Raw genomic sequence first — 21,987 nt, 5'->3', positions numbered from 1 at the left:
CCGGATCGGGTTGCCGCTGTACTGCGTGAGTTGCAGGACCGACTGACCGCGTGGATGCAGGAATCGGGCGCGGTCTGGCTCGAGGTCGGCGATGTTTCGCCGACCTCGAACCAGACGGCGCCCGATTCCACAGCCGCGAACACATTCACGATGGACGGATCATCGCGGCGCGCACAGCATGTGGTGCGGACTATGAGAGCTGACGCCGATCCGCAGGCAAAGGCAGAGGCGTTGTCCTGGTTGGCAGACCAGCTTTCCGGCTGGCCTGCGTGGAAGGTCGATCACGCCGCGGGGGCGTTCGGCGAAATGGTGGACAACGCCCTGCGGCGCAGCCCCGGCAAAGTGCAGATTGCGGTGGAGACGACCGGTGATCTGGTGCGCGTCACCGTGTTCGATCAGTTCAACGTTTTCGATGCAGAAGTCGATCTTCCTCAGCTGCCGGGCCCGGTCGAAGGGGCCGATGGTCCGTGGATGCGGTCGGGTGTCGATCTGCTGCGGCACCACGACGAGGGCTGGCGAAAAGCGGTTTGGTTCGAACTTCATCGGTCGGATTGGGTCGAGTCGGATCGAGCAGGGCAATCGCGTCGGGAAGCCCCGGAGCCGCCGCCGCGTGGCCCCTCGGGGCCGGTCGGCGCCCGGCCGGTTGGTGTGCGGCATGGTTCGCCGGACGACCTCGCCGTCGGCCGGGCACCATCGGAGGAAGGGGATTCTGGTGAAGCCGCCTTGTGGGCGGCGGTTCGATCGGGCGATGACAGTGCGTACGCGACGTTGTATAGACAGTATGTCGGCTACGCGCGGCGGATTGCGCAGCAGACGACGCGTAGTCCTGCGGATGCGGAGGACGTTGTCGCCCAGGCCTTTACCGGGTTGCTCACGACTCTGCGCCGTGGTAATGGCCCGACCGAAAATTTCCGTCAGTATCTGGGCGCTACGGTGCGCAATGCCGTAGCAACGTTCTACAGACGCGAAGCTTTTGCGCTCGTCGACGACCACGAGGCGCTGGATCGGATGCAGCTCGGTGGTCCACAAACGGTCGACTCCGGCGCGGACCTCGAATGGCAGGACTCCGACATCGGGCGCGCGTTCCAGGCGCTGCCGGATCAGTTGCGTGCGGCGCTGCGGTGGGTGGATATCGAAGGGGCTTCCCCAGCGGAGGTGGCCACACACTTCGGTATGGAGGTGGACGCCGTAGAGGAGATGGTCGACGAGGCTCGCGACCTGTTGCGTGCCATGTTGTTACGGCCACAGGCCGAGGTGTTGTCGACGGCACTCATAGCGGAGGGTGCGGATCTTGCCGCCGTATTGACGGTCGGCGGCGAGCACATGGCGCAGCCGAGCGCACTTGTAGCGCTGATACCCGAGATTCGAGCGGCCAAGCGTGCGCGACCGGACGAGCTGGCGAGTCTCGTCGAACGCCTCGAGTCCAAGCGACGCGAGGCTTTCATCCGGTGGTTCTTGGGGCAGTCGATATCCGAAATCGCGGCTGCGACAAAACACAGCGAATCCTGGGTAACACGGCTGGTTAATGATGCGTTCTCCACAGTGGTCAGAGGATTATCCGGGATCACTCCAGACGCCGTGACCCGCTCGGAGCCGATACCTCGAAGGGATCTGGGTTGGTTTATCGGCGGGCTTGCCTCGGCCGATCGGGGGCTGGCGGAGATGTTGTTCGTGCGGTCGTTGCCGGCGGCTGATGTCGCGATGCTGCTGGGGCGCGCCGAAGACGACGTGGCTGGTGATCAGCGACGCCTCACCGCGGAGTTGGAGCGGCTACGGCGCGCGGCCGACTCCGCGACATTGTTGCTCGTCGTCGCGGTTCACGATCGTCGCCCGGAGATGCTGCAGCCGCATCTGTCGATATTGAACACAGTGCGGCGGGAGCTTTTCGAGCGGTTTTTCGTGCGGGGTACGCCCATCGCCGTGATTGCGGAGGAGAAGGGCAACGCTGCCACCACTATCGGGCGTCGGCTCCGCCAGATCGCCCACCTGTTGGCCGAACAGCTGCCGACCGAGCTGCGGGAGCAGTACGCGCGGGCGGGGGTATTGCGGTACGTGACCACGGCGGACGTGGCTCGAGAGGCCGGGGTTAGTGAGGTTGCCGCGAAGCGGGCTCTGGGTAACCGGGGCGGCGTCGGTACGGATACCGCACGGCAGATACAGGCGGTGGCCGACCGGTTGGGCTGGCGACCAGGGCGTTCGGGAGTGGTGCTCAGTGACGGTGTGGTTCTTGACGGCGCTCCGTTGCTACGAATTCCGGCGGTGGGCGACGGTGGGGCCCCCGACTACAGACGTCGAGGAAAGGGACTGCAGGTGGTGCGGGCGGCGCACTCGGACGACGTAGCGCGGTGCATCCCGAATCTGCGTGCGACGCAACAGGAAATCGCCACGCTCCTGTTCCTACAGAATCTGACAGTTCCGGAGGTAGCGCACAGGCTGGCACGTAGCGACGGGGCGATCCACGAAGACCAGTCCCAGATCGCTCTCAACTTGGCGAGCCTATTGTCCGGTGGGGTGTTGCTGACCGAACGTGCGGCAATGGCGCTGATCGGGAAACTGCACACACTTCACCCGGAAGTATTCGCGCCGCTGCTGCCCGGTCTCACTGAAACCCAACAGCGATACTTCGACCTGTTCTTCGTCCAGGAGATGAACGTGCCCGAGATCGCGACGATGCTCGGGCACGCTCAACCGGCCTCGTACAAGCCGGTGTATCAGGCTGCGCACGCATTGGTAGCGATGCTCGACCCCGATCTTGTCGAGCGGCACGCGGATACGAAGGTGCGCGAGTGGGTGCGCGCGGCCCAGGAGGGTGACACGGCGGCATTCGAGTCGCTACAGCAGCGTTACGAGCAGCGAGTCTTTTCGAATGTGCTGCTGGCAGTGGGGGATCGAGGGCTCGCCCAATGGATTACCGCTGCCGCAATGCAGCGCGCTGATTCCGAACTTCGCCAGCTGGACGAGGAACAGGATGTCGGTGCGTGGTTCGTCGAAAGCGCACTCGACCTGCTTGCCGACCGACGGGACGTCCTCACCCGATGGTTTGCCCACCAGCAGGTGTCGGAGGTGGCAACGGGCGAGTTGGAGGGCGCCGGGGACAGGCTGCGCAGTGCTGCCCTAGCCAACGCTGCCGCACTGCAAGCCGGTGGCTGGGAGCTGCTGGTTGCCGAGGCGGTGCAGGCGCAGGAACCTGAGCTATTGGCGCCGCTGCGTGCTTTGCTGGCGCCCGGGCAACAGAATTGTTTCGACCTGTACCTCGTGCAGGGCCTGACCGTGGCGCAGGCGATGGAAGCGACGGGTCGGAGCAAAGCGACGATCGCGTCGCAACTGCGTCGGACGGCCGAGCTGCTGATCGAGAATCTTCCGCTCGACGTCCTCTTGGACTACACGACAACAGGCATGCTGCACCGGGCCACATTGGAGGACGTGGCGAGTGAGGCGGACGTCGCGAGGGAAACCGCCCTTCGAGTCCTGAACGAGACGAGTCACGCGGGACCGGACACCATCGAGCGGGTGCGGGCCGCGGCGGATCGGCTCGGTTGGACGCACGGGCGGCGAGCCGTGGTTTCCGACGGCCACGAAGGGTGGTCGCCCGTACCGGTGACTCGGGTCGCGGGTACCGGGGGATACCAGCACGGCCGCGGCACACCGTTGCAGCGGATCCACGCCGCGGATCCCGACGCCCTGATGGACGCGATCGCGCAGCTCCCCGCGCAGTTCCGGTATATGGCCGTCCTGCTGTATGTGCGGAATAAGGCGCCGTATCAGGTCGCGCGGGAACTCGGGTGTCCCACAGCCGAAGTCGAGAACCACCAGGAGCGGATCGCGCCGCGGTTGTCGACGCTGCTCTCCACCGGAGTGCTATTGACGGATTCGATCGCGCTGCTGCTGGTCGAGGCGGTCTCGTCCGACGATTCGGACGCGGTGACGGTGCACCGTGAGCAACTCGCGCCCGCGGAATGGGAGTGCCTGAGCCAGTATCTGGCGGGCGAGTCCATCGGCCGGATCGCGCAGACCAGGGAGCGCAGTAGCGACACGGTCAAGGCGCAGCTGTATCACAGTGCCCATGTGTTGACCGGTCTGCTCGAGCCGGATCTGGTACGGAGTTATACGGATCGCGGCACGCTGCGCAGGGTCACCTTGGAGGATGTCGCCAGTGCGGCCGGGGTGAGTAGGACCACTGTGCAACGGGTGTTCAGCGGTCGAGGCAACCCGACCCCGGACATCGTGCGGCGAGTGCGGGCAGCTGCTGAGCGGCTCGGGTGGACGGCCGAACATCGCGGCATCGTGGTCGAGACTCCGACCGGAGTGGAACCAGTTGTGGCGAGGTCTCGTACGCGCACCAGCGGTTCCCCGACAGCATCCGGTGATGCTGTCGCCGGGTACGTGCGACCGGATGCGGTGCGTCATGGTCGGGATGACGGTGCAGCCGGGAACACGGTTGCACCCCAGTCGGTTCCGATGGCCGGGCCTGTTCCGGCGCCGCAGTTGATGGACGTCGCGGCACGGACGGCGGAGCTGCCGTCGGCTCCGGTCGACGAAGGTGTCACCGCCCACGCCGCACCAGACGGTTCGACCGGTGCGCGGGAGGCGGGACATTTCCTCAACCAGTGCGGGCGTCTGGTGTTGGAGCTGCTGAATTGGGTTGACGCAGACCAGGTGCCGAGTGCCGAAGAACTCGGCATGCGGGGCATGTTGGTGAAAGATATTGTGCGTATCGCGGGTGGGAACGCGGCGCATGTTCGGCAGTTCGCGATTGATCCGACTCGTCCACATCGGGGTGTTGTGGACGCGTTGCTGGCACTGCCGGAGGCTCAGCGCGAGGGTGCGTCGGTGTTGGTGTTCGACGGTTTCGACAAGGCCGATGAGCACGGCGTCGCCGGGCACGCGTTCCGATTGGTCTACCGCGACGGTGAGATTCACATCGAAGACCCGGGCAAGGAAGTGTTCGGATTATTCGAAGACACCATGGATCCGGAGGATTTGGCGGACCTGAAGGGTGTCTGGGCGGCCGCGTTCGACGGCGACGGAAATCCGATCGACCTGCCGGGAACGCAGGCCGACGCTGCCGACCTCGAGTTTGCTGTCGGCCTGTCTCAGGACACGAACGGCGACCAGGTGTTGTCGATGGTGGCCGAGGCAGGAGAAAAGTGGACGGCACTGCTATCGCCCACCGCCAAGGTCCGGCATGTGCGGAAGGTGACGCCGGGCTTCACCGGAACCTATTCCCCACACGAGCTGACGAACCGCATCCTGACGCAGGGTGTGGACCTGGGCACCCAGGCGCTCATCCTGATCCACGAAAACCAGCATGCCGTGGACTTCGACGACAGCCCAATGGCGAGCCCCTACACGATGTCGTGTGATGAGTACGTCCACGCGATCTTGCGTCATGAAGCGCGGGCTTTCGCCAGGGAATCTCTGTTTGCCCTGGCGTTGCGCTCCCGTGGCTATGTCATCGAGGATAAGAACAATCGCCAGCTAGTCGTCTACACCAATGCCCACGGCAAGGCCGTCGCAGACGCACTGAAGATTCATCCGAACCTCACCGAGTCGCAACAGGCGGTTGTCGGATACCAGGCTGGTGTCCGGGCCTTGGAAGTTTTCCTTGTGTCTCCCGACAGTTTCGCAAAATTCGTCGTGTCGCCCGAGAAGGTCGCAGAATTCCTCGCGTCGCCCGATAGCTTCAGGGAAGTTCTCGCGTCTGAAAAGTATGGTAAGCCCGGGACATACGTGCAAGACGCCCGCAAGGAATGGTTCGAAACCCGCGAGCTCGCCGAGCAACTGAACCTGTACTCGCCGACCACACCGGAGAAAGCGACGGAAATCCGGTTGTCGGCGATGGCAAGAACTGCCGCCGACCGGGACCTCGCGATGGTGGACAACGCGATCGAGCGGGAACTCGAGCGGCAGCGCACTGCCCCGCCCGCTCCGGTGTCGCCTGCCGATGATCGTCGCCGGGAACATGCTCAGCTGCTGCTTCGTGACCTGGTCGCATGGCGGGCGGCGGCGGCGCGCGACGCGGCCGTGATCCACGCCGCCGTAGACGCGGCGGTCGCTCGTGATGTGCTGCACGCCGTGCTACAGCATGAGCCCGGCATGCTGCTGAGCGATCATGTCGCGGTGATCGATGGTGACAGGCCGCGCCTGGTCGTCGTGGCCGGCGAGGCCGATCATGTCCGACTGCGTGACAACGCGATCGCCGCGCATCCCGAACTGGCGGGTCTGGCCGATCTGGACTGTCAGTACTGGTTCGCTTACAGCAACTGGAACGGGATGGTGGCGTTGGACCGTATCGAGGATCCGGCACCTGGGCCGGAACCACAACTCCTCGAAGTTCCTTGGCTGGACCTGGCCGAACAGGCTTCGGCCCGGCGGATGCGCCGGGTCCGGCAGATGTTGCGCAAGACCGAGATCGGCCGGTGGGCCGATCAGGTCCTGAGCGACAACGGCATTCACCTGCTTCTGGAAGCGAATGCGGACGACCGGCTGTACCCGGCTCGGAACGTCCTGGTGCTCGATGTCGGCGGCTCCGACGCCGAAATCGCCGCCGCCATGGTCGCGGGCGCCTTCCACGTCCGGCAGGAGCGGGATCGCGTCGGCGGCAACACCATTCGAGATTTGCTGGCCTCGGATCGTCGGCACTATGTAGCGCGGCGGCTCGCGGAGGAGGCAGAGGCGCAGGCCGGACGTGCCGAGGCGTTGCGGCAACTGCGGGAAGCAGGCCTTGATACCGCGCCGCCTGATGCACTGGAACTCGTCTACACGGAGGCGTATCGGCACGTTCTCGACGGTGTCGGGCATGGCCGCCTGCCGTCGGCGACCGAAATCACTCTCGCCTGGCAAGCCGGTGTCGCTGCGGTGGGACCGCTGCTGGAGCGCGTCGGGCCTCGACTGTCCGCGACAACCTACGCCGAGTTCTACGGGTGGACCTGGGACGACGCACAAGGTCACGAGCGCGTTTCCGCCGCGCACGCCGATCAAGCCTCCGCAGGCGCCCAAGTGGCCGGGCTGAAAGCCGAACCGTTGGCCGGGCTCGATGTCGAGGGGCGGCTTACCGTCCTGGTCCAGGAACGAGCCGAAGCTTTGGAGCGCCGAGCGAAGGCTCGTGCCGAACTGGCCGTGTTGACAGACGAGGAACTGTCCGAACTGGGGCCGGTTTCCGGTGAACTGGAATTGCTGCGCCGGGCCACCGATCCGCGCACCCGCGCCCTGGTCACCCAGATCGACGCGTACCGCCGGTGGGACGACCGGGTCGGCCAACTCGACGCCGCGATCGACGCCTACGAGGAAGCTGATCGCCAGCGGGCCACCTGTGATCTGCTCGCCTTCGAACAATCGCTCGATCCGGCTCAGGCGCGGCCGGGCTCGCCGTTGATGAGCAACCTGACCCGGGAGCGGGACGCTGCGCAGAACGCATTGGCGCAGTTCCTGGACATCGAACTGGTGCAGGTGACCGCGGACCAGGCGTACAACCTGTTGGGACAGGCGCAGCGGCAGCAGCACTCGCCGTTGCCCCCGGATGATCCGAGGAGGTTCCTGTTCGCCGACCGGATAGCCGGAATGTGCGAGCGATTCCTGGCAGTCGACCCGGTCGTTCGAGCCGTAGACATACTGGAGGAACGGGACGCGCAGGCCCGACGGCTCGACGCGCGGGCCCACCCCGTGGTGGCGGAGCCGGTCGCCCCCGCGACCCAGATCCGGGAAGCGCTCGCCGAGGTGCCGAACCTCGGCGCCGACGACCGCGCTGTCGTCACTGCGGTACTCGGAAAAGCCTTGGAGCACAAGGGTACTCAGCTCTGGCCCGTGGAACGCCTAGGTGCAGGACGCCGCGTCCAGGTCCGCGACGCCGACGGCATCCGACTCCTGGACGTCGAGATGACCGACGGCACGGTGACGGTGCGGGCGCACCTGCACCGGGACCGGCGGGATCACGTCTTGCTGGCGCAGGTTCTGCTGCCCGAGATGATGACCGGCTGGGCCGATCCCGGTCAGGTCACCCGAGCATTCGCCACCGTCCTCGAGCGGGTGTCCGGCGTCGGCCCGCGCCCCACCGCGCCGCTCACCGCTGCCGACGGTGTGCTCACTATGGAGTTGTCCGGACCGCGAGGCTCCCGGCAACTCGATGTCACCGCCGAAACCGACCGCGGCAACTTGGCGTTGTATTTCGATGAGGGGGACGATGATTCGGGAGATAGGGGCCCTGCCCCCGATCCCGGTTCGAGCCCGAACATCCTCTCCTCCGGCAGCAGCGTCCGGCAGGACGGGCTGGTGGCCGAGTCGGCCGCGAGGGTGCCACATGGTGACCTCGGTCATCGCAATGATTGTGTGCCGGTGGCGTTCGGTAGGTTGGCGCAGTTGCAGGGTCGTGCTGATCTGGTGGATTTGTCGAAGCTGGTCCCGGTAGGGCCGGAGGGGGTGTCGGGGCGGCAGATCGTCGACGGATTGCGCGGCTATCGTCCGGCGGGTTTCGAGAACCGTGCCGCTGTCGCTCAGGCGGTGTCGGAGGGTGGTCCGAAAGCTACTGCGGTGATGTTCGAGGAGTACGGCGGCGCCCGTATCGGCCACGCTGTGGTTCTGGCGAACAGGGGTGGCCAGGTCCTGGTCTTGGACGGCGACAAGGAGACGCCGTTCGAGGTGTGGAACAGCGAACATACCGAGCCGAGTCGGGTGTGGGCCGTGGTGGTCGTCGACGGCCGAGTGTCGACCGATGCCGGCGAAGGGACGGCCCTGCCACTGCCGGACGACAAGATGTTCGGCGCGCGGGGGCGGCGGTCGGCCGACAAGCGCAAGGGGGAGCGCCTCGCCGACTTGTTCCGCCCACTGGGTGCGGTGGGCGACTCACGTCCGACCATGCCGAGGGATGCGTCTGAGGCGATGATCTCCGAGGGGTTCCGCGAAGGCAATCTGCTGCAGGGATTCAACAACCACAACTACGCGCTGCCGAAGCGCGGTCTGTTCGTCCGAATGGGCAAGCCCTCCAGCGGGGTGGATCCGCGGGTGTTCCGGGAGCACGATGTGCTGCGGGTGATGGCGGAGTACGGGGTGGAGAACGTGCCCGTGCTGTACGACGTGGTGACGGATCTGTGTCTGGGGAACCGGTGGGTGGCGACCAAGTCCACGCCGATCGTGCTCACGGACATGCTGTCCGGACAGCAAGCGACTCCCGGGGAGTACCACCGGAAGCGCGAACAGGTCATGGCAGGATTCCAGAAGCTGTGGCGGCAGCTGGATCAGATTCCGGAACCTGTGCTGCGGGGAATGCTGTTGGAGCCGATGCCGGAAAACCGAAACACCCGGGGGCTCTACCGGTGGGTCATCGGCAAACAGCGGCCGCTGTTTCGCTCACTACTGGAAAACGGCGAGGTGGCGAACCTCTTCGACCGGTTGGAGATCCCGGAGGACCTGTTCGATTTCGTCGAGAAGTTGACGGAGGCAGCGGAACCAGAGGAATTCACCCTGCTGCACGGGGACCCTATTCCGGAGAACACACTGCTCGACCCCTTTGGCATGGTGGACTGGGACCTGGCGTTGCTGGGCCCGCGAGCGTTGGACAAGGCGATCCTGCATCAGCGGGGTGTGGCCGGCTACCTGTCCAGCGCCGACATGACCCCGAATGTGCGGATCGCGCTCGACATATTGCATGCGCAGCGGCTGGCGCACGATACTGCCCCGGCTGCCCTCGGGCGGGAGATCGATCCCAGTCGGGACACCGCGTACATGGCCAGTTTCACCGCCGTGCGGGAGATGTTGGGCAAGTCCACCCGGGGATGCGCCGAATTGGTCAGAAAGGCGACGGGACACGGACATCAGCTGGTCATCGACCTGGCGTCCAGACCAACGGTGAGCACCCTGCCCCTGCGCGACGACGGCCAGGTCTTCGACGAGAGCACGGTCCGATACGTCGAGGAGGCGGCCAAAGGATTCGTCCGCATGGTCATGAAGCTCTGGCCAGGGTACAAACGCTCTGCCGCAGCGGTGGCCGCCGCGGCGGCGGTCGGTCGCGCGCTGCGGAAATCCGACGGCAAGGTGGTGCTCATGCTGACCAGCACCAACGAACCGTGGTGGAATCGGGTCATCCGGGTGACTGTCCTGCACACCGGCCCGGACGCCCTGGACATGGAACTCCCCGACAGTGCGCGCGACTGGATGGGGGAGCTCGAGGACACCCGATTCGACTACGACCACCGCGAGGGCTGGACCCGGTCGCTCACGTTCGTGATGCACATGCGGTATTTCGGGAATACGAGCTCGGACAAGACCCTGTCCTCGTCTCCGGCCGCCGACTCCCCGTTGAAGCGGGCCCCGCAGCGGCCTGCGCGCGCCTATCAGACGCTGGGAGAGCACGAGTCCCCGGGCCTGCCGATGGACCACGACGAGGCGCTGGTGGCGCTCGACGTCGCCGCGACCGCGGCGACCAGCCGGTATGAAGGCGCACGTCGTTGGAGTATCGCCGCCGGCGACGGTTTCTGTGTGGTCGGCAATCTTTCCGACCACGAAGTTTCTCCCGCGGTCGTGGCCAGGGGCCCTTGGGAAGACCGGGAACACGAGGTGTTGGCGGTCATGCATCGCCACGGCGTAGAGCGGGTCCCCCGCCCGCTGTATCGCCTGCTCGCGAGGCCGGAAGAGGGCCCCGGGCACCTGATCATCGAAGAGCGCCTGCCGGGGCATCCGCTGTCCAGTCTCGACCGGATGCTGGTCGTGGATGAAATCGTCGCTCCGGTGCAGACATTGCTGGAGCAGCTGCGGCGGGTGCCCAGGTCGGAGCTTCCCGACGGCCACCTGGTGGCAGACGACCCCGCGCAGTTGCTGCACTCTCTCGTCGCCGACGATATGCGGTTGTTGGCGCGGCACCGGGAACAGCTCGCGGAGACGCTCGCCCAGTACAACATTCCCGACCAGCCGTTCGCGCCGATCCTGGCGTTGGCAGGCACCTTGCGGCCGAGTCGGTTTCAGCTGATTCCCGGCGCGCTCACCTTCGACAACATGCTGTTCGCGAACGGCCGAGTGTCCGGTTTCACGGGGTGGCGTTCGGCGATGTGGGCGGATCCCGACTTTGCCTGGGCGACATTGAATCTCTCGCTGGGCACGGAACTCAGCATTGGGAACGAAATGGTCTACGGAGGCTATCTCCGCATCAGCCGGTTGATCCGGGCACTGGTCGCGTCGGATTCGAACTCGGCGGCCGCGGATGGGCTCATTTCCGACCTGCGGTATGCCCGCAGGCTCTGGGCCGCGCCCCCGGCGGAGCTCCTACGGCGAGTGGGGACCAGGTCGGGTGAGCTGCCACTCTCGTCCGAGGACATGCTGACCGAGGCCGATGACACACCCGGCGCGTTCCGCTACCGCCGGTTCCCGGACGAGGAGGATTTCGACCAATACCCCGTCTGGCAGAAAATCCGGCATGCGGAATTCGAAATCGGCGGCGGCACTGTAATTTTCGCAACCGAAGCCGAGGCGGTCGAATACATTCGGCAACACTTCGACGTCCACGAGGTCCGTCCGCTGCCGCATGATGTTCTGATCGCGGTCACCCCCGACATGGCCGACGAAGATGTCGACCATCCCGAACGGATGCGCGACCGCGTCTACATCGAACCGGAGAACCTGACCGCCGTTCTGTTCCACGCCGAATACGAGTTGAGCCGCTCCCACACCGCTTTCGTACGAGTGCCTGCGGGTACAGCGGTGCGGCGCGCCGATTCGGATTCCGCGACTGCGCGCCTCGTTCTCGTCGACAGCATGTGGTACAGCGTGACTCGGGCCTTCCCTGAATCCGCCGCGCGGGTGTTCGTCTACGGCTATGTGGAGGAGACGCCGGACGAGCCGCCCCCGCGGGCCGCGCCCTTGCCGTCAAACATGCGAACCAGGATCGGGCTCAACCATTTCCGGCCCGCGGACGAATACCTACACCTCGGCCCGATCCCGGATAAACGTCCCGAGATGTCCGAGATCGGAGGTCGAATCCTGGCGTCGATCGCGAAACTGGGGCTCAGCCAGTGGGACGACACTTACCACAACAGCAGACGAATCGGTGATCTGTTCCTGCAGATCGAGGGACCACCGGACGCCTACCCCGCGGGTGGACAGGAGTTCCCGGCGCATCGGCTGTTGCCGATGATCGCGCCCTTCGTCGGCCGGGTGCCGCGACTGCTGCACGTGATCGAGCAGTTCGATGTTCTGTCCCGCCACGGGGCGAGCACAGTGACCGTCACCATCCAGCGACTTCTCCCAGGCACGCCGTTGCCTGATCACGAGTTCCGGCAGATGTTCGACATGGTTGCCGCCGAAGCGGAAGACCTACTGCGCGAGTTGAAGCAGGTGCCGCGGGCGTCGCTGACGCAGTTGACCGGTGCCTTGCTCCTCGCAGGAGACACCCGGGAATTCGCGTGCCGCCTCGTCGACGAGGCGATGCCCAACTATCAGGTGAATCGCCATGATCCGGCCGTGGCCGAGGCATTCGAAGCGCTCGGTTTCCCCACGAAGCCCTACGCGCCGGTGATCGCGGCCACCGAGACAATGGCCGAATCGGAACTCCAACTGATCCACGGCCGTCTCACTCGCGAGCACATCCTGGTCGAGAACGGAAGGGTCAGCGGTTATACCGAAATCGACTACGCCCGGTACGGAGACCCCGACTACGACCGGGCGACCCTGGGTTACCGTCCCGGAGAAAACTCTGCCGCGCTGCCGGCCGCGGGGCGAAACATCCAGGTATACGACGACTTCCTTCGGATAAAGGACACCATCGACACCATTATCGAGTTGTCCCGGGGGCAGATGGATCCCGAACAGCAGGCCAAGGCTCTTCGCGACGTGTGCGCGAACATGTCCCGCCTCCACCACCTGTGGGGTTACGAGTCCGCACCGGCGCCGAGTGTCCACCGCCTTGCCGAAACCTTGGGGAAGCCGCGTGATGGCAGCACGCGCGCGCAACCGCCGGACCGACGCGGCACCGCGACACCTGACGCGTCGCCGTCGGTGATACCAGACGAGCCGGAGGTCTTCCGCGCGGGCGACCAGAGTCCGTCCGGGTTGTCTCGACTTGACCGGGTCGAGCCGTCTCACGATTCGCGGCATGGTCTGGGGACGTGGGCGTTCCTTGGGCCGACGTGGCCGGGAGCGTTGCGGGCGGATGCGGACGTGGCCGACGTGGTGCGGGAGATCGGTGGCCGGTTCGAGGGAATGCCGGGTCCGATCGCACGGCCCGGGGGACGGCCTGGTCCGGACGGGTGGTACGCCGCCGATCCGGACGCCGCCGGAACCTGGGCAATCCACAACAGCACCCGCGCCTCGAATGTGACCAAGGCAGCCAACGACGACATGCCCGAGTCGGCTGTCTCCGCTGAACTGCGAAACCAGTTCGAGCCGCAGGTGTTCGAGCGGGCGCTGTCCACTGTGGCCGGCAGGGTCGAGCGCGGTGTTCTCGAGCTCGATGAGGAACAACAGCGATGGCTGGCACGCGACGTCACCGATGAGACGTTCGTCGTGGCGGGTCCGCTGCTCGCCGCTGCTGGCGCGGATGCGGGTCGGACGCTCGCCACTGTCTCCGGAAATGTGCTCCGCGACCACCTCGAATCCGTCCAACTGCGACAGGGTGTTTGGTCGACCCTGCCGGAAGAAGTGCGCACCGGGCAGCACGGCCGCGAGCTGGCCCAGGTCACTCGACGAGATTTGCGGCACCGCCTGGATGCTCTCGAAAAGGCCAGCCCTGCCCGGTACCAATGCCTCATGCTCCGGCATGTCCGGGGGCTGTCGGTGGAGCAGACGGCAGAGGTGATGAAGTGCGGCGTAAAGACGATCCGGTCCTTGGAGTACCACGCCGCGCATGCCCTCGCAGGAGTTCCCGCCACGGAGGTAGCCGAATTCGAAGAAGGCCCCGCGCTGGGCGGGCCCGAATACTGGGCGCTGGTGGACGCCTACATCGATGAGGTGGTCGCACTCGACCCGAAAGCCTACTGGTACCTGAAAAAAGTGCCGAGACCGAAGGACGGTGAGCCATTCGGTCCCGACTGGATCAGCAATCGGGAGGAATGGCTCGAAGCGCTGTTATCGGGGGACGTCGACAAACTCCGCTACGTGGAGCTCACGGACAAAGATTTCGTCGAGCTGGGCCGCATCATCAAACGCGCTCCCCTCTATATGACGCTGATGTTGATTGTCGCGACCGGCCTGTCGGTCGATCAGCTGGTGCACACGGGCAAGGTCAGCTGGCAATCGCTGTTGATCAAACAGCAGAAGATTGCGAGCGACGGTAGGACGATCAGTGTCTGGAAGTTCCGGACCATGCCGGAGAGCGAGCCGCAGCGAGCCAGCACCCGAGACCTCAAAGACCGGATCACCAGGGCAGAGAATCTCCTGCGCACCACATCGTTAGATGAACTGCTACAGCTGCTGTCGATTGCGTCCGGCCGCATGCAGTATTTCGCGGGTCGGCCGATGCTGGACAACGACCTGGAATTGATGCGGGGAGTGCTCACGGACGAGGAGTACGCGTTCTGGGTCGATTTCCAGAAGAACGACCTGTGGTCGGCGCTGCACTTCCCGGGCTGCCGAGGGCTCGAAGCCCAGTCGCCCGACTATCTGCGGGCGCGGTATTACTGTGCCCGAATCTGGTCGATGATGGGCAGTCGAGCGGCCGAGGAATACATGATGGAGGTCATCGACAAATACCTGACCAGTGTCGTCCTCCGGGAAGTCCCGGATTTCGTGTTGGGCACGGGAGAGGACATCCTCGAGGCCATCGCAGCTCTTCTTCCCGGAAAATCCGGGAAAAAGCTGCGGGGCATCGCACAGCCTGTTACCGGTTGGCTGGGAAGGTTGATACGCAGTGGCGCGGGATTCGCGGCAGATTTCGTGTATCCGGGGCCCCGGCAGCACACTCCTGACGGCGGCGGTGGCCAGACTGCCGATGTGGGTGTCGTCGGGTTCGTGCGGCCGAATAATGATGGGGGACACGAGAACAACCAGTTCGGTCCGCTGCGCGGACGACAGGACAACGTGGGCGGTGTCGACGATGTGCTTGCCGAGCTCGGTGGGCCGCGGGGGCCGAGGCAGCGTGGGCGGCCACGTAATCCGGCGGTGTTCTTCGCCCGGGACGAACAACTCGACTCGAGCGCGCATGCGACCGAGGCCGGCCCGCGCGGCGACGCCGGGTCGCTCGCCGGCCCGCAAATCGGTCCAGGCGAACCGGCAAGGCCGAACGAAACAGGGGCGCAACGGTTCCGGCGCGAGGTCATGGCCGCGTTCGATGCTGTCCCGGGCCGCGCGGGCAGCCTGGAAGCTACCGAGCTCGCGGAGGCGAGCGAGCGGGAATTGAACAACGCGTTCCGCCAGCTGAAACTCCGCCAGCAGAAACTGTTGCTACGCCGGTTCCGGGACGGGGATGCGTCCGAGGCCGCGGATCCCATCGTGGAACAACGCGCACTGTCCGCGTTGGCCGAGGCAGTGACCGCGATGAAATATCACGAGTTGGCCGTGCTGTGGGCGGACCGGCGGATGGACCCCGAGTTGTTCCACGCGGGAGCGATTGTCGTTGCCGAGTACCTCGCCGACTCCGAAGTGTTCTGGAATTCGCTGGGATCGTTGACCGACGAGGAAACTGCCGCTCTGGAGTTCTTCCTGCAGGCACGCATGCCGCACCAGGTCGCGGCGGCCACCGGCCGCGACATCACCGATGTCAGGTCTCAGCGGGCCGCCGGGATCCGTCGGGCGGTTGAGCTGCTGAGCGTCGACCCGACAGAGAATATCGCCGACGGCCATGTCTCAGACAGCGTGGTAGATGATCCCAGGGATGGTGGCGTTGTCGATCCGGATGCCGCCGAACTGATTGCGGCGGCACAGGATAACGATCCTGCCGCCTTTGCCGTCGACCCCGCTGCGGCCGTGATCGCAACGCTGCGAGACCGGGTCGTCCGCGAGTCCGCCGGGCTGTCCGGGGTCGTGTGGCTCACTCCGGACGGGGCGCGGAGCCTGGTCGTGGCGTTGCAGGAGGTCGATTCGGTTGCGGTGGGGCGCGCCATGGAGATGGTGCCGGACGGCGAGGCGCGCAAGGTTATCCGCCGGCGGGTTCGATGGGGCCGCTCGGCCGCCGAGATAGCCTCCGAATTGGGTATCACACAACGCCGGGCCGAGGTCCACGAAGCCCGCGCGCTGGCGCGACTGGCCGCCGGGATGGGCGGGTTCCGCGTACCCACCAATGATGACGACATCCGCTTGGTGTTGGCGTTGCGCCGCGACGCCAACGGTCTGCGCGCCCGTCTCGAACGGCTCCCCGCCGTCGAGCGGACCGTGATCGACCGGTATCTGCAGGGGCGGTCGGACATAGAGGTCGCGGCCGAACTGAGCTATCGGGAGGCATCCCCGATCCCGCGGAAACGACACCGTGCCATCCGGGAGGTGCTGCCGGTCACCACATTGCGCGATCGTGCTGTGGACCGCGTGGTCGAACTGTTCGGCGTCGAGCCAAAGGCCGGGTGGGTCACTGCAGCCGAAGCGTGGCGCATGCTCGAGTCCTTGGGCCGGGTCGACGAGGCACGGCTGCGCGATGCGATGGGGGTGCTGAACGGCCGCAAGCGCGACCAGGTCGTCGAACGGCGAATCTTCCAGGGGCTCACCGTTGCTGAGACCGCCGCTGAGCTGAAGCTCACCAAAGACCGGGTGCGGGAGCTGCAGGCCAATGCGGCGGCGAAGTTCGCCGACAGTATTGCCGGGCTCTGGGTGTGGATGCCGCGTGGCGAGGACCCGAGGGTGATCGAGGCCTTGACCAATGATCCCGAGGATTTCCTGAACTGCCTCGCTCTGCTGCCCCCCGACACGGCGACCGCGGTGACGCTGTTCCTACTGGGTTGGTCGGACACCGAGATCGCCGGCGAGTTGGGCGGCGAGGCCAGGGCGATTGCCACACTGCGGCAGCGCGGGATCGACCGGTCGGTTGCGTTGTTGGACACCGATCCGGCAGACCGCACGCCGCAACGTGTGATTCGACGCTCCACCGGGGAGTCCACCACGGCGTATCAGCGACCGGTGGCCAAGGGGATTCCGGAGAAGCTGCGCGGCCTGATGAACTGTGCCCCGGAGGTGGCGAACAACGGCCGGAAGTTCATCAAACGACTGACCGGCAGTCTGCCGACAGGGCCCGAGCTCGTGGACGGCCGGGAGGCCAGGACCGAGGGTGTCCAGGAACACGAGCTACCCCGGTCGCTGGACGCGGAGTGGCATGAGGGCGGTATCGGTATCGGTGTCGACGGCCTGGCCGAGGCGCTGCGGATGGTTCAGGAGGGCGAAGCCGGGTTCATCGCAGGCGCAATGGTGTTCGGTGATGCAGGGGCGCATGCCTTTTCGATCGAACGCACCGCCGACGGCACGGTGGTGATCACCGAGAAGATCAACGGTCGGATCGTATCCTGGCGCAGTAAGCGGGGATACCGCACCTGGCTCGCCGAACGCGCCGGCTGGACGATCACCCAGGTGCACGGCATCGTCATCGACACCGACGGTCGACCCGAGATCCCCTTCGACGAAAACCGCGACCGCGCCGAGGTTCGCGGCCACTCCGCCCCGGCGGTGCCGATCGGCGGCCTGCCGCCCGACGGTGGTGTATTGCCGCTACCGCCGGCGCACTCCCCGGAGTCGAAGCAAGACCAGCTCGGTGCTGTCCATATCGCCGGCACCCCTGCCGAGCCGGTGGGGAATCCGCGGTTGGTGGAGTTGACGCAGTTGCAGCTCAACGCGATCAACGACCTGCCCCTGCACACGGCGCTGACCGATCCCGACACGATTCTGACCTTTGATCTGGACCACCGCCACGGCGTGGACGGGGCCGCGGCAGCGCTGCACGACATGCTGCGCCAGTCGGGCTGGCGTGACCCGGCGCACCTGGCCGCAGCCCCGGATCTGGTGCGGCGCGCCGGGAATGAGGTCATGGCCTTTCTCGACGGCTATCGCGAGGCCATGGAGAGCGGCCCGCGGATCCAGGGCACCTACGACCGGGAACAGGCCGCCGCGACTCTGCAGGTGCGGCTCGTCCTGCGCATGTCGAGGGCGTCCGACGGCGCTCGTTCGCTGCACGTGTCGGTCGAATGTGCCCACCACCGCCCGATGATGTTCTGGGACTTGCCCAACGAGTGGCCGGCCACTTTGCACAGTGCCCGGGCCGTGGGGCCTGAGGTGCGCGAGCTGCTGTTGTCGGCGACCCGGTCCGGGGTGGAGCCGTGGGGGGAGGTGTTTGCCAGGTACGACGAGCCGCCAACCGGAGCGCTGCCCGCCGAAAACCCGCCGCCCGCAACGCCTTACGAGGCCAAGGCGCGGCAGGTGCGTGCGATGGAAGTCGACCACCATGTGCGGTACGTCGGGTGGGAGTCCGACGCTGTCACGCCGGAGGCCCTCGCGACCCTCGACCGCCAGGCCCGGGCGCGGATTGCTGAGCAGGGTCGGCTGCATCTGCGGGAGATCCGGTTCATGCACCCCGACGCCTCCGGGCGGGTGCGGCTCGACCACGGTTGGCCGTTCACCGCGGACGCGGAGACCCCGTCGTACGGCTCCGCCGACCCCGATGGCGCCAACCACTACGCCGTGGTGATGGTGAACATGGGCGTGATCACCAAACACGACGAGTACGTGACGAATGTCGCCGAGAGAGTGGCCGGACACGACCTGGCACCGATGCCGGACGGCGAGTTGGCCGGGATGTTCGACCACGAATGGGGCCATGTCAAGGACTCCTACAGCGGTTGGCGGCTGTCGCGGATGGGTGAGCCGCTGATGGAGTTCGTGCACGCCACCTTGCAGGCGCGCGACCTCATTCCGGCCCAACTCAGCTATCAACTCTGGCGCGACCAGGTGGTCGGTTACGCCTTTCATGGCGACCGCGGTGTGGGGATGGTTGGACCGACCACCGAGGTCTTCGTCGATGAGCAGTACTTCTGGTTCGACCCCGAGGGCTTCGCGGAAGGCAGCCGCATGGCAGCGGTGGATGCCTCGCTGTCGGCGACCCATCCCGCGCACGCGCTGCACTGGCTGGCCCACCGCTATCCGGACGGCGTGGTGCCGGAGACGGAGCAGGTGTGCGCGGACTGGCTGGCCGACCATGGCGCCATCACCCCCGACATTCCCGAACCCCCGCATCCCGATGCGGTCGCGCTGTACCGGCGCTACTTGGATGCACGGGGGACCGACGACCCGAGCGCCGACACCCTGTTGGAGCAGATTCATCGGTACATACCGACCGAGGCCGGCCGCGCCTTCGTCGAGCGCTGGGTGATCAACCGGGAAATCCCAGAGCTGCTGTTGGGCAGCGTGAACGACCTCAACGAGGGTGTTGTAGGCCTGCTGCCCGAGGCAGCCGAGCACCTGCTGCGGAACATTACAGAGCCTGTCGTCGGTGCCACCGCGTGGCTGCCGCGGATGATACGAGCTGGGGCAGACCGGGTGGCAAGCGCCTTGTATCCGGCGCCAGGGAAGACGCCCGTTGCCGCCACTGGTGAGGGCATCGTCGAGAAGCCCGGCACTCCGACGGCTTCCGCCGCCGACGGCGATGTGCCCGCATCCGGTGTCTTCGGCCTCCCGGCAGATGGCCGGAATATCTGTGGCCCGTTGGTGCAGCGGCAGGTCAAGGAGTTTCTGGGTGCGGCGGGTACGGCGATTCGGCCGACCAGGTATGTCGGTGCGCGGGGTATCACCGCTCGTGCCTTCGCAAAGGGGTTGGGCGCGGACTGGCACGAGGACACCTTCGGTGTCGGCGCCTACGGATTGGCGGCCGTGCTCGCGCAGGTGCGGGCTGATGGTGGTGTGATTGCCGGTGCGATGGAGTTCGGTGCCTCCGGTGCTCACGCGTTCGCGGTATTCAAGGTCACCGAGGAGTACGCGGCGAAGCATCGGGATCGGTATCCGGACCTGCGGGTGGGTGAGGTTGTGGTGTTCGACAATGCCGCGGGGGGTCTGTTGCGTGGTGAGGAGGTGGCCGGTTGGTTGCGTCGCGCGGATGAGCAGAACGTCGGTACGGTGCACGGCATTGTCTTCGGTGAGGACGGCCGGGCGGAGTTCCCACTCGATGGCGGGAAGCCGTCGGGCCGCGGTCCAAAGCGGCCGATCGCGGGTGTGCCCAACACGGAGGGGGCCGAGGATCCGCCCGCATCGGCGGCATCCCCGGATGCTCCGGAGCCAACCACCGCGTCGAATAATTCCAGTGTCGATCCGACAGGAGGCGACAAAAGGAACGAATCACTGCTGCACGTGATTCGCGCCGACCGCAATGTCGGGATACGCCTCGGATCCGAGTTCCTCAACGAGATCGGCTTCGCAATTTTACAATCGGCGCTGCCCCTGTGGATGATCGCAGAGGCCGGGCCTGGGGTGGCGGGTGCCGTTGGGTCGCTCACCACCGTGCCATTCATTATCGGCGCACCGATCACGGGATATCTGACAGACTACTTCTCACCCAAGAAGTTAATGAAGGGGAGCGCAATCGTGGGAACGGTAACAGCAGTCACGGCGACTGTTACCCTTGCGGTTGGAACTTCATATGCCGTCCCCATACTCATCGCAACCACATTCGTGGAAGCAGGCGTCTCCGCCCTCTACGGAAACAGTTCCAGCAAGGTTGCCATCGAAATGGTCGGCGGCCCGAAAACAGGACTTACCCGCTACAATAACCTCAAACAGAACGCCCCCCGAGTTATCGGAGCAACATTCAGCCCTATTTTGCTGGCCGCTGGCGCTTTGTATCCTCCCCTCATCAATCTCGGCACAAACATCGTGAACCTGGCGTCAATGTCGGGAATACCGGTTCTCCCGACCGCAGGTCGAAAGAACAAAACTATTCGGGAAGAAATGCGCGATTCTATCGTCGGGGGCGCGCGTACTATCTACGACCACTCCCTGCTGCGAAGTATCAACAACAACCAAGCTCTGAACAATCTCTACCTGGGAATGCAGTCGATCCAGTTCGCGTCGATGCTCGTCAACTCCGGCATGTCAGTTGGGCAGATGGGATTAGTGTCAACGCTCGTCCCTGCCGGGGCCGTTCTAGGGAACGTCATACCCACCAAGTGGTTGAACAACCTTCGGATCAAAACGCTCCTCACCACCACGTTGGTCGGCTTGGCCGGGACCGGCATCGTGGAGGCAACCACCACCGACCCATGGATAGCCTCGGCGGCATTCGGCGGTGGCTGGGCAATCCTCGGCGCGGCTGGGATACAGGTCAACACCTACGCGAGCAAGAAGACCCCGACTGCAGTACGGGGACAAGTGCAAGCCATCCGCTCCATGACGAGCAGGGGCACGGCCGCACTGGGCAGCTTGGCCGGCGGCGGCGCACTCGCGCTATGGGGACAACAGCCTGCCGCCGCATCTCTCGCCATCGGCTTCGGCGCCATCACGGCCTGGTCCGTCCTTCAGCGACGCTTCGGACACGACAAGGCCCGGAAACTGCTGGACTCCATCAACCAAACAGCCGAAGCAGTATGGGCGCTCGGTCTCAACGAAGGAACCAAACCCAAACGACGACAAAAACATTGGACGCACCTCAGGGACGCCATCGCCACCCAACTCATCGAAACCCACCTCGACCCTGACACCGATGACCCTCTTGCTTACCTCCTCGACAAGGTCGAGGATCCCGACAACGAGGTCGACACCGTCGTAATCCTCGTCGACTACGGCAAGAACATGCACTCCTACACCGTCACCAATGTCGGCGGCGGCAACATCGTCATCTTCGACACCAAAATCGCCGACCACGACGACACCGACCCCGACGACACCGACCCCGACGACCCCGATCGCATCCCCCGCGTCCGCACCCGCAAGGAATGGCGACAGTCCTACGCCCGCGACATCAAAAAGGCTTACGTCGCCGAACTCACCGTCGACGACGACGACAACCTCACCAACCTCCACTCCACCCAACCCAACCAACAAACACCTCGCGAAAAGGGCAAAATCAACGACAAACCCGGCAACCACAAGAGGGGTTCGCAACCGAATTGA

Annotated in this window: 1 protein-coding gene (cut by a window edge); it reads left to right on the top strand. The window is 65.5% G+C overall.

Translation table 11 applies throughout. From position 1 onward, the window contains the following. Nucleotides 1-21,987, top strand: partial view of a sigma-70 family RNA polymerase sigma factor gene (locus ACLMAL_RS00570; protein WP_411997295.1) — the end only. 82,920 nt of this gene lie to the left of the window's left edge; only the last 21,987 of its 104,907 coding nucleotides appear in the window; the start codon falls outside the window, past its left edge; it ends in the stop codon at nucleotides 21,985-21,987.

Source organism: Nocardia sp. CWNU-33, from assembly GCF_046764895.1.
GTDB lineage: Bacteria > Actinomycetota > Actinomycetes > Mycobacteriales > Mycobacteriaceae > Nocardia.
Note: the sequence above shows the minus strand (reverse complement) of the source record. Positions and strands in the feature narration are given on the sequence as shown.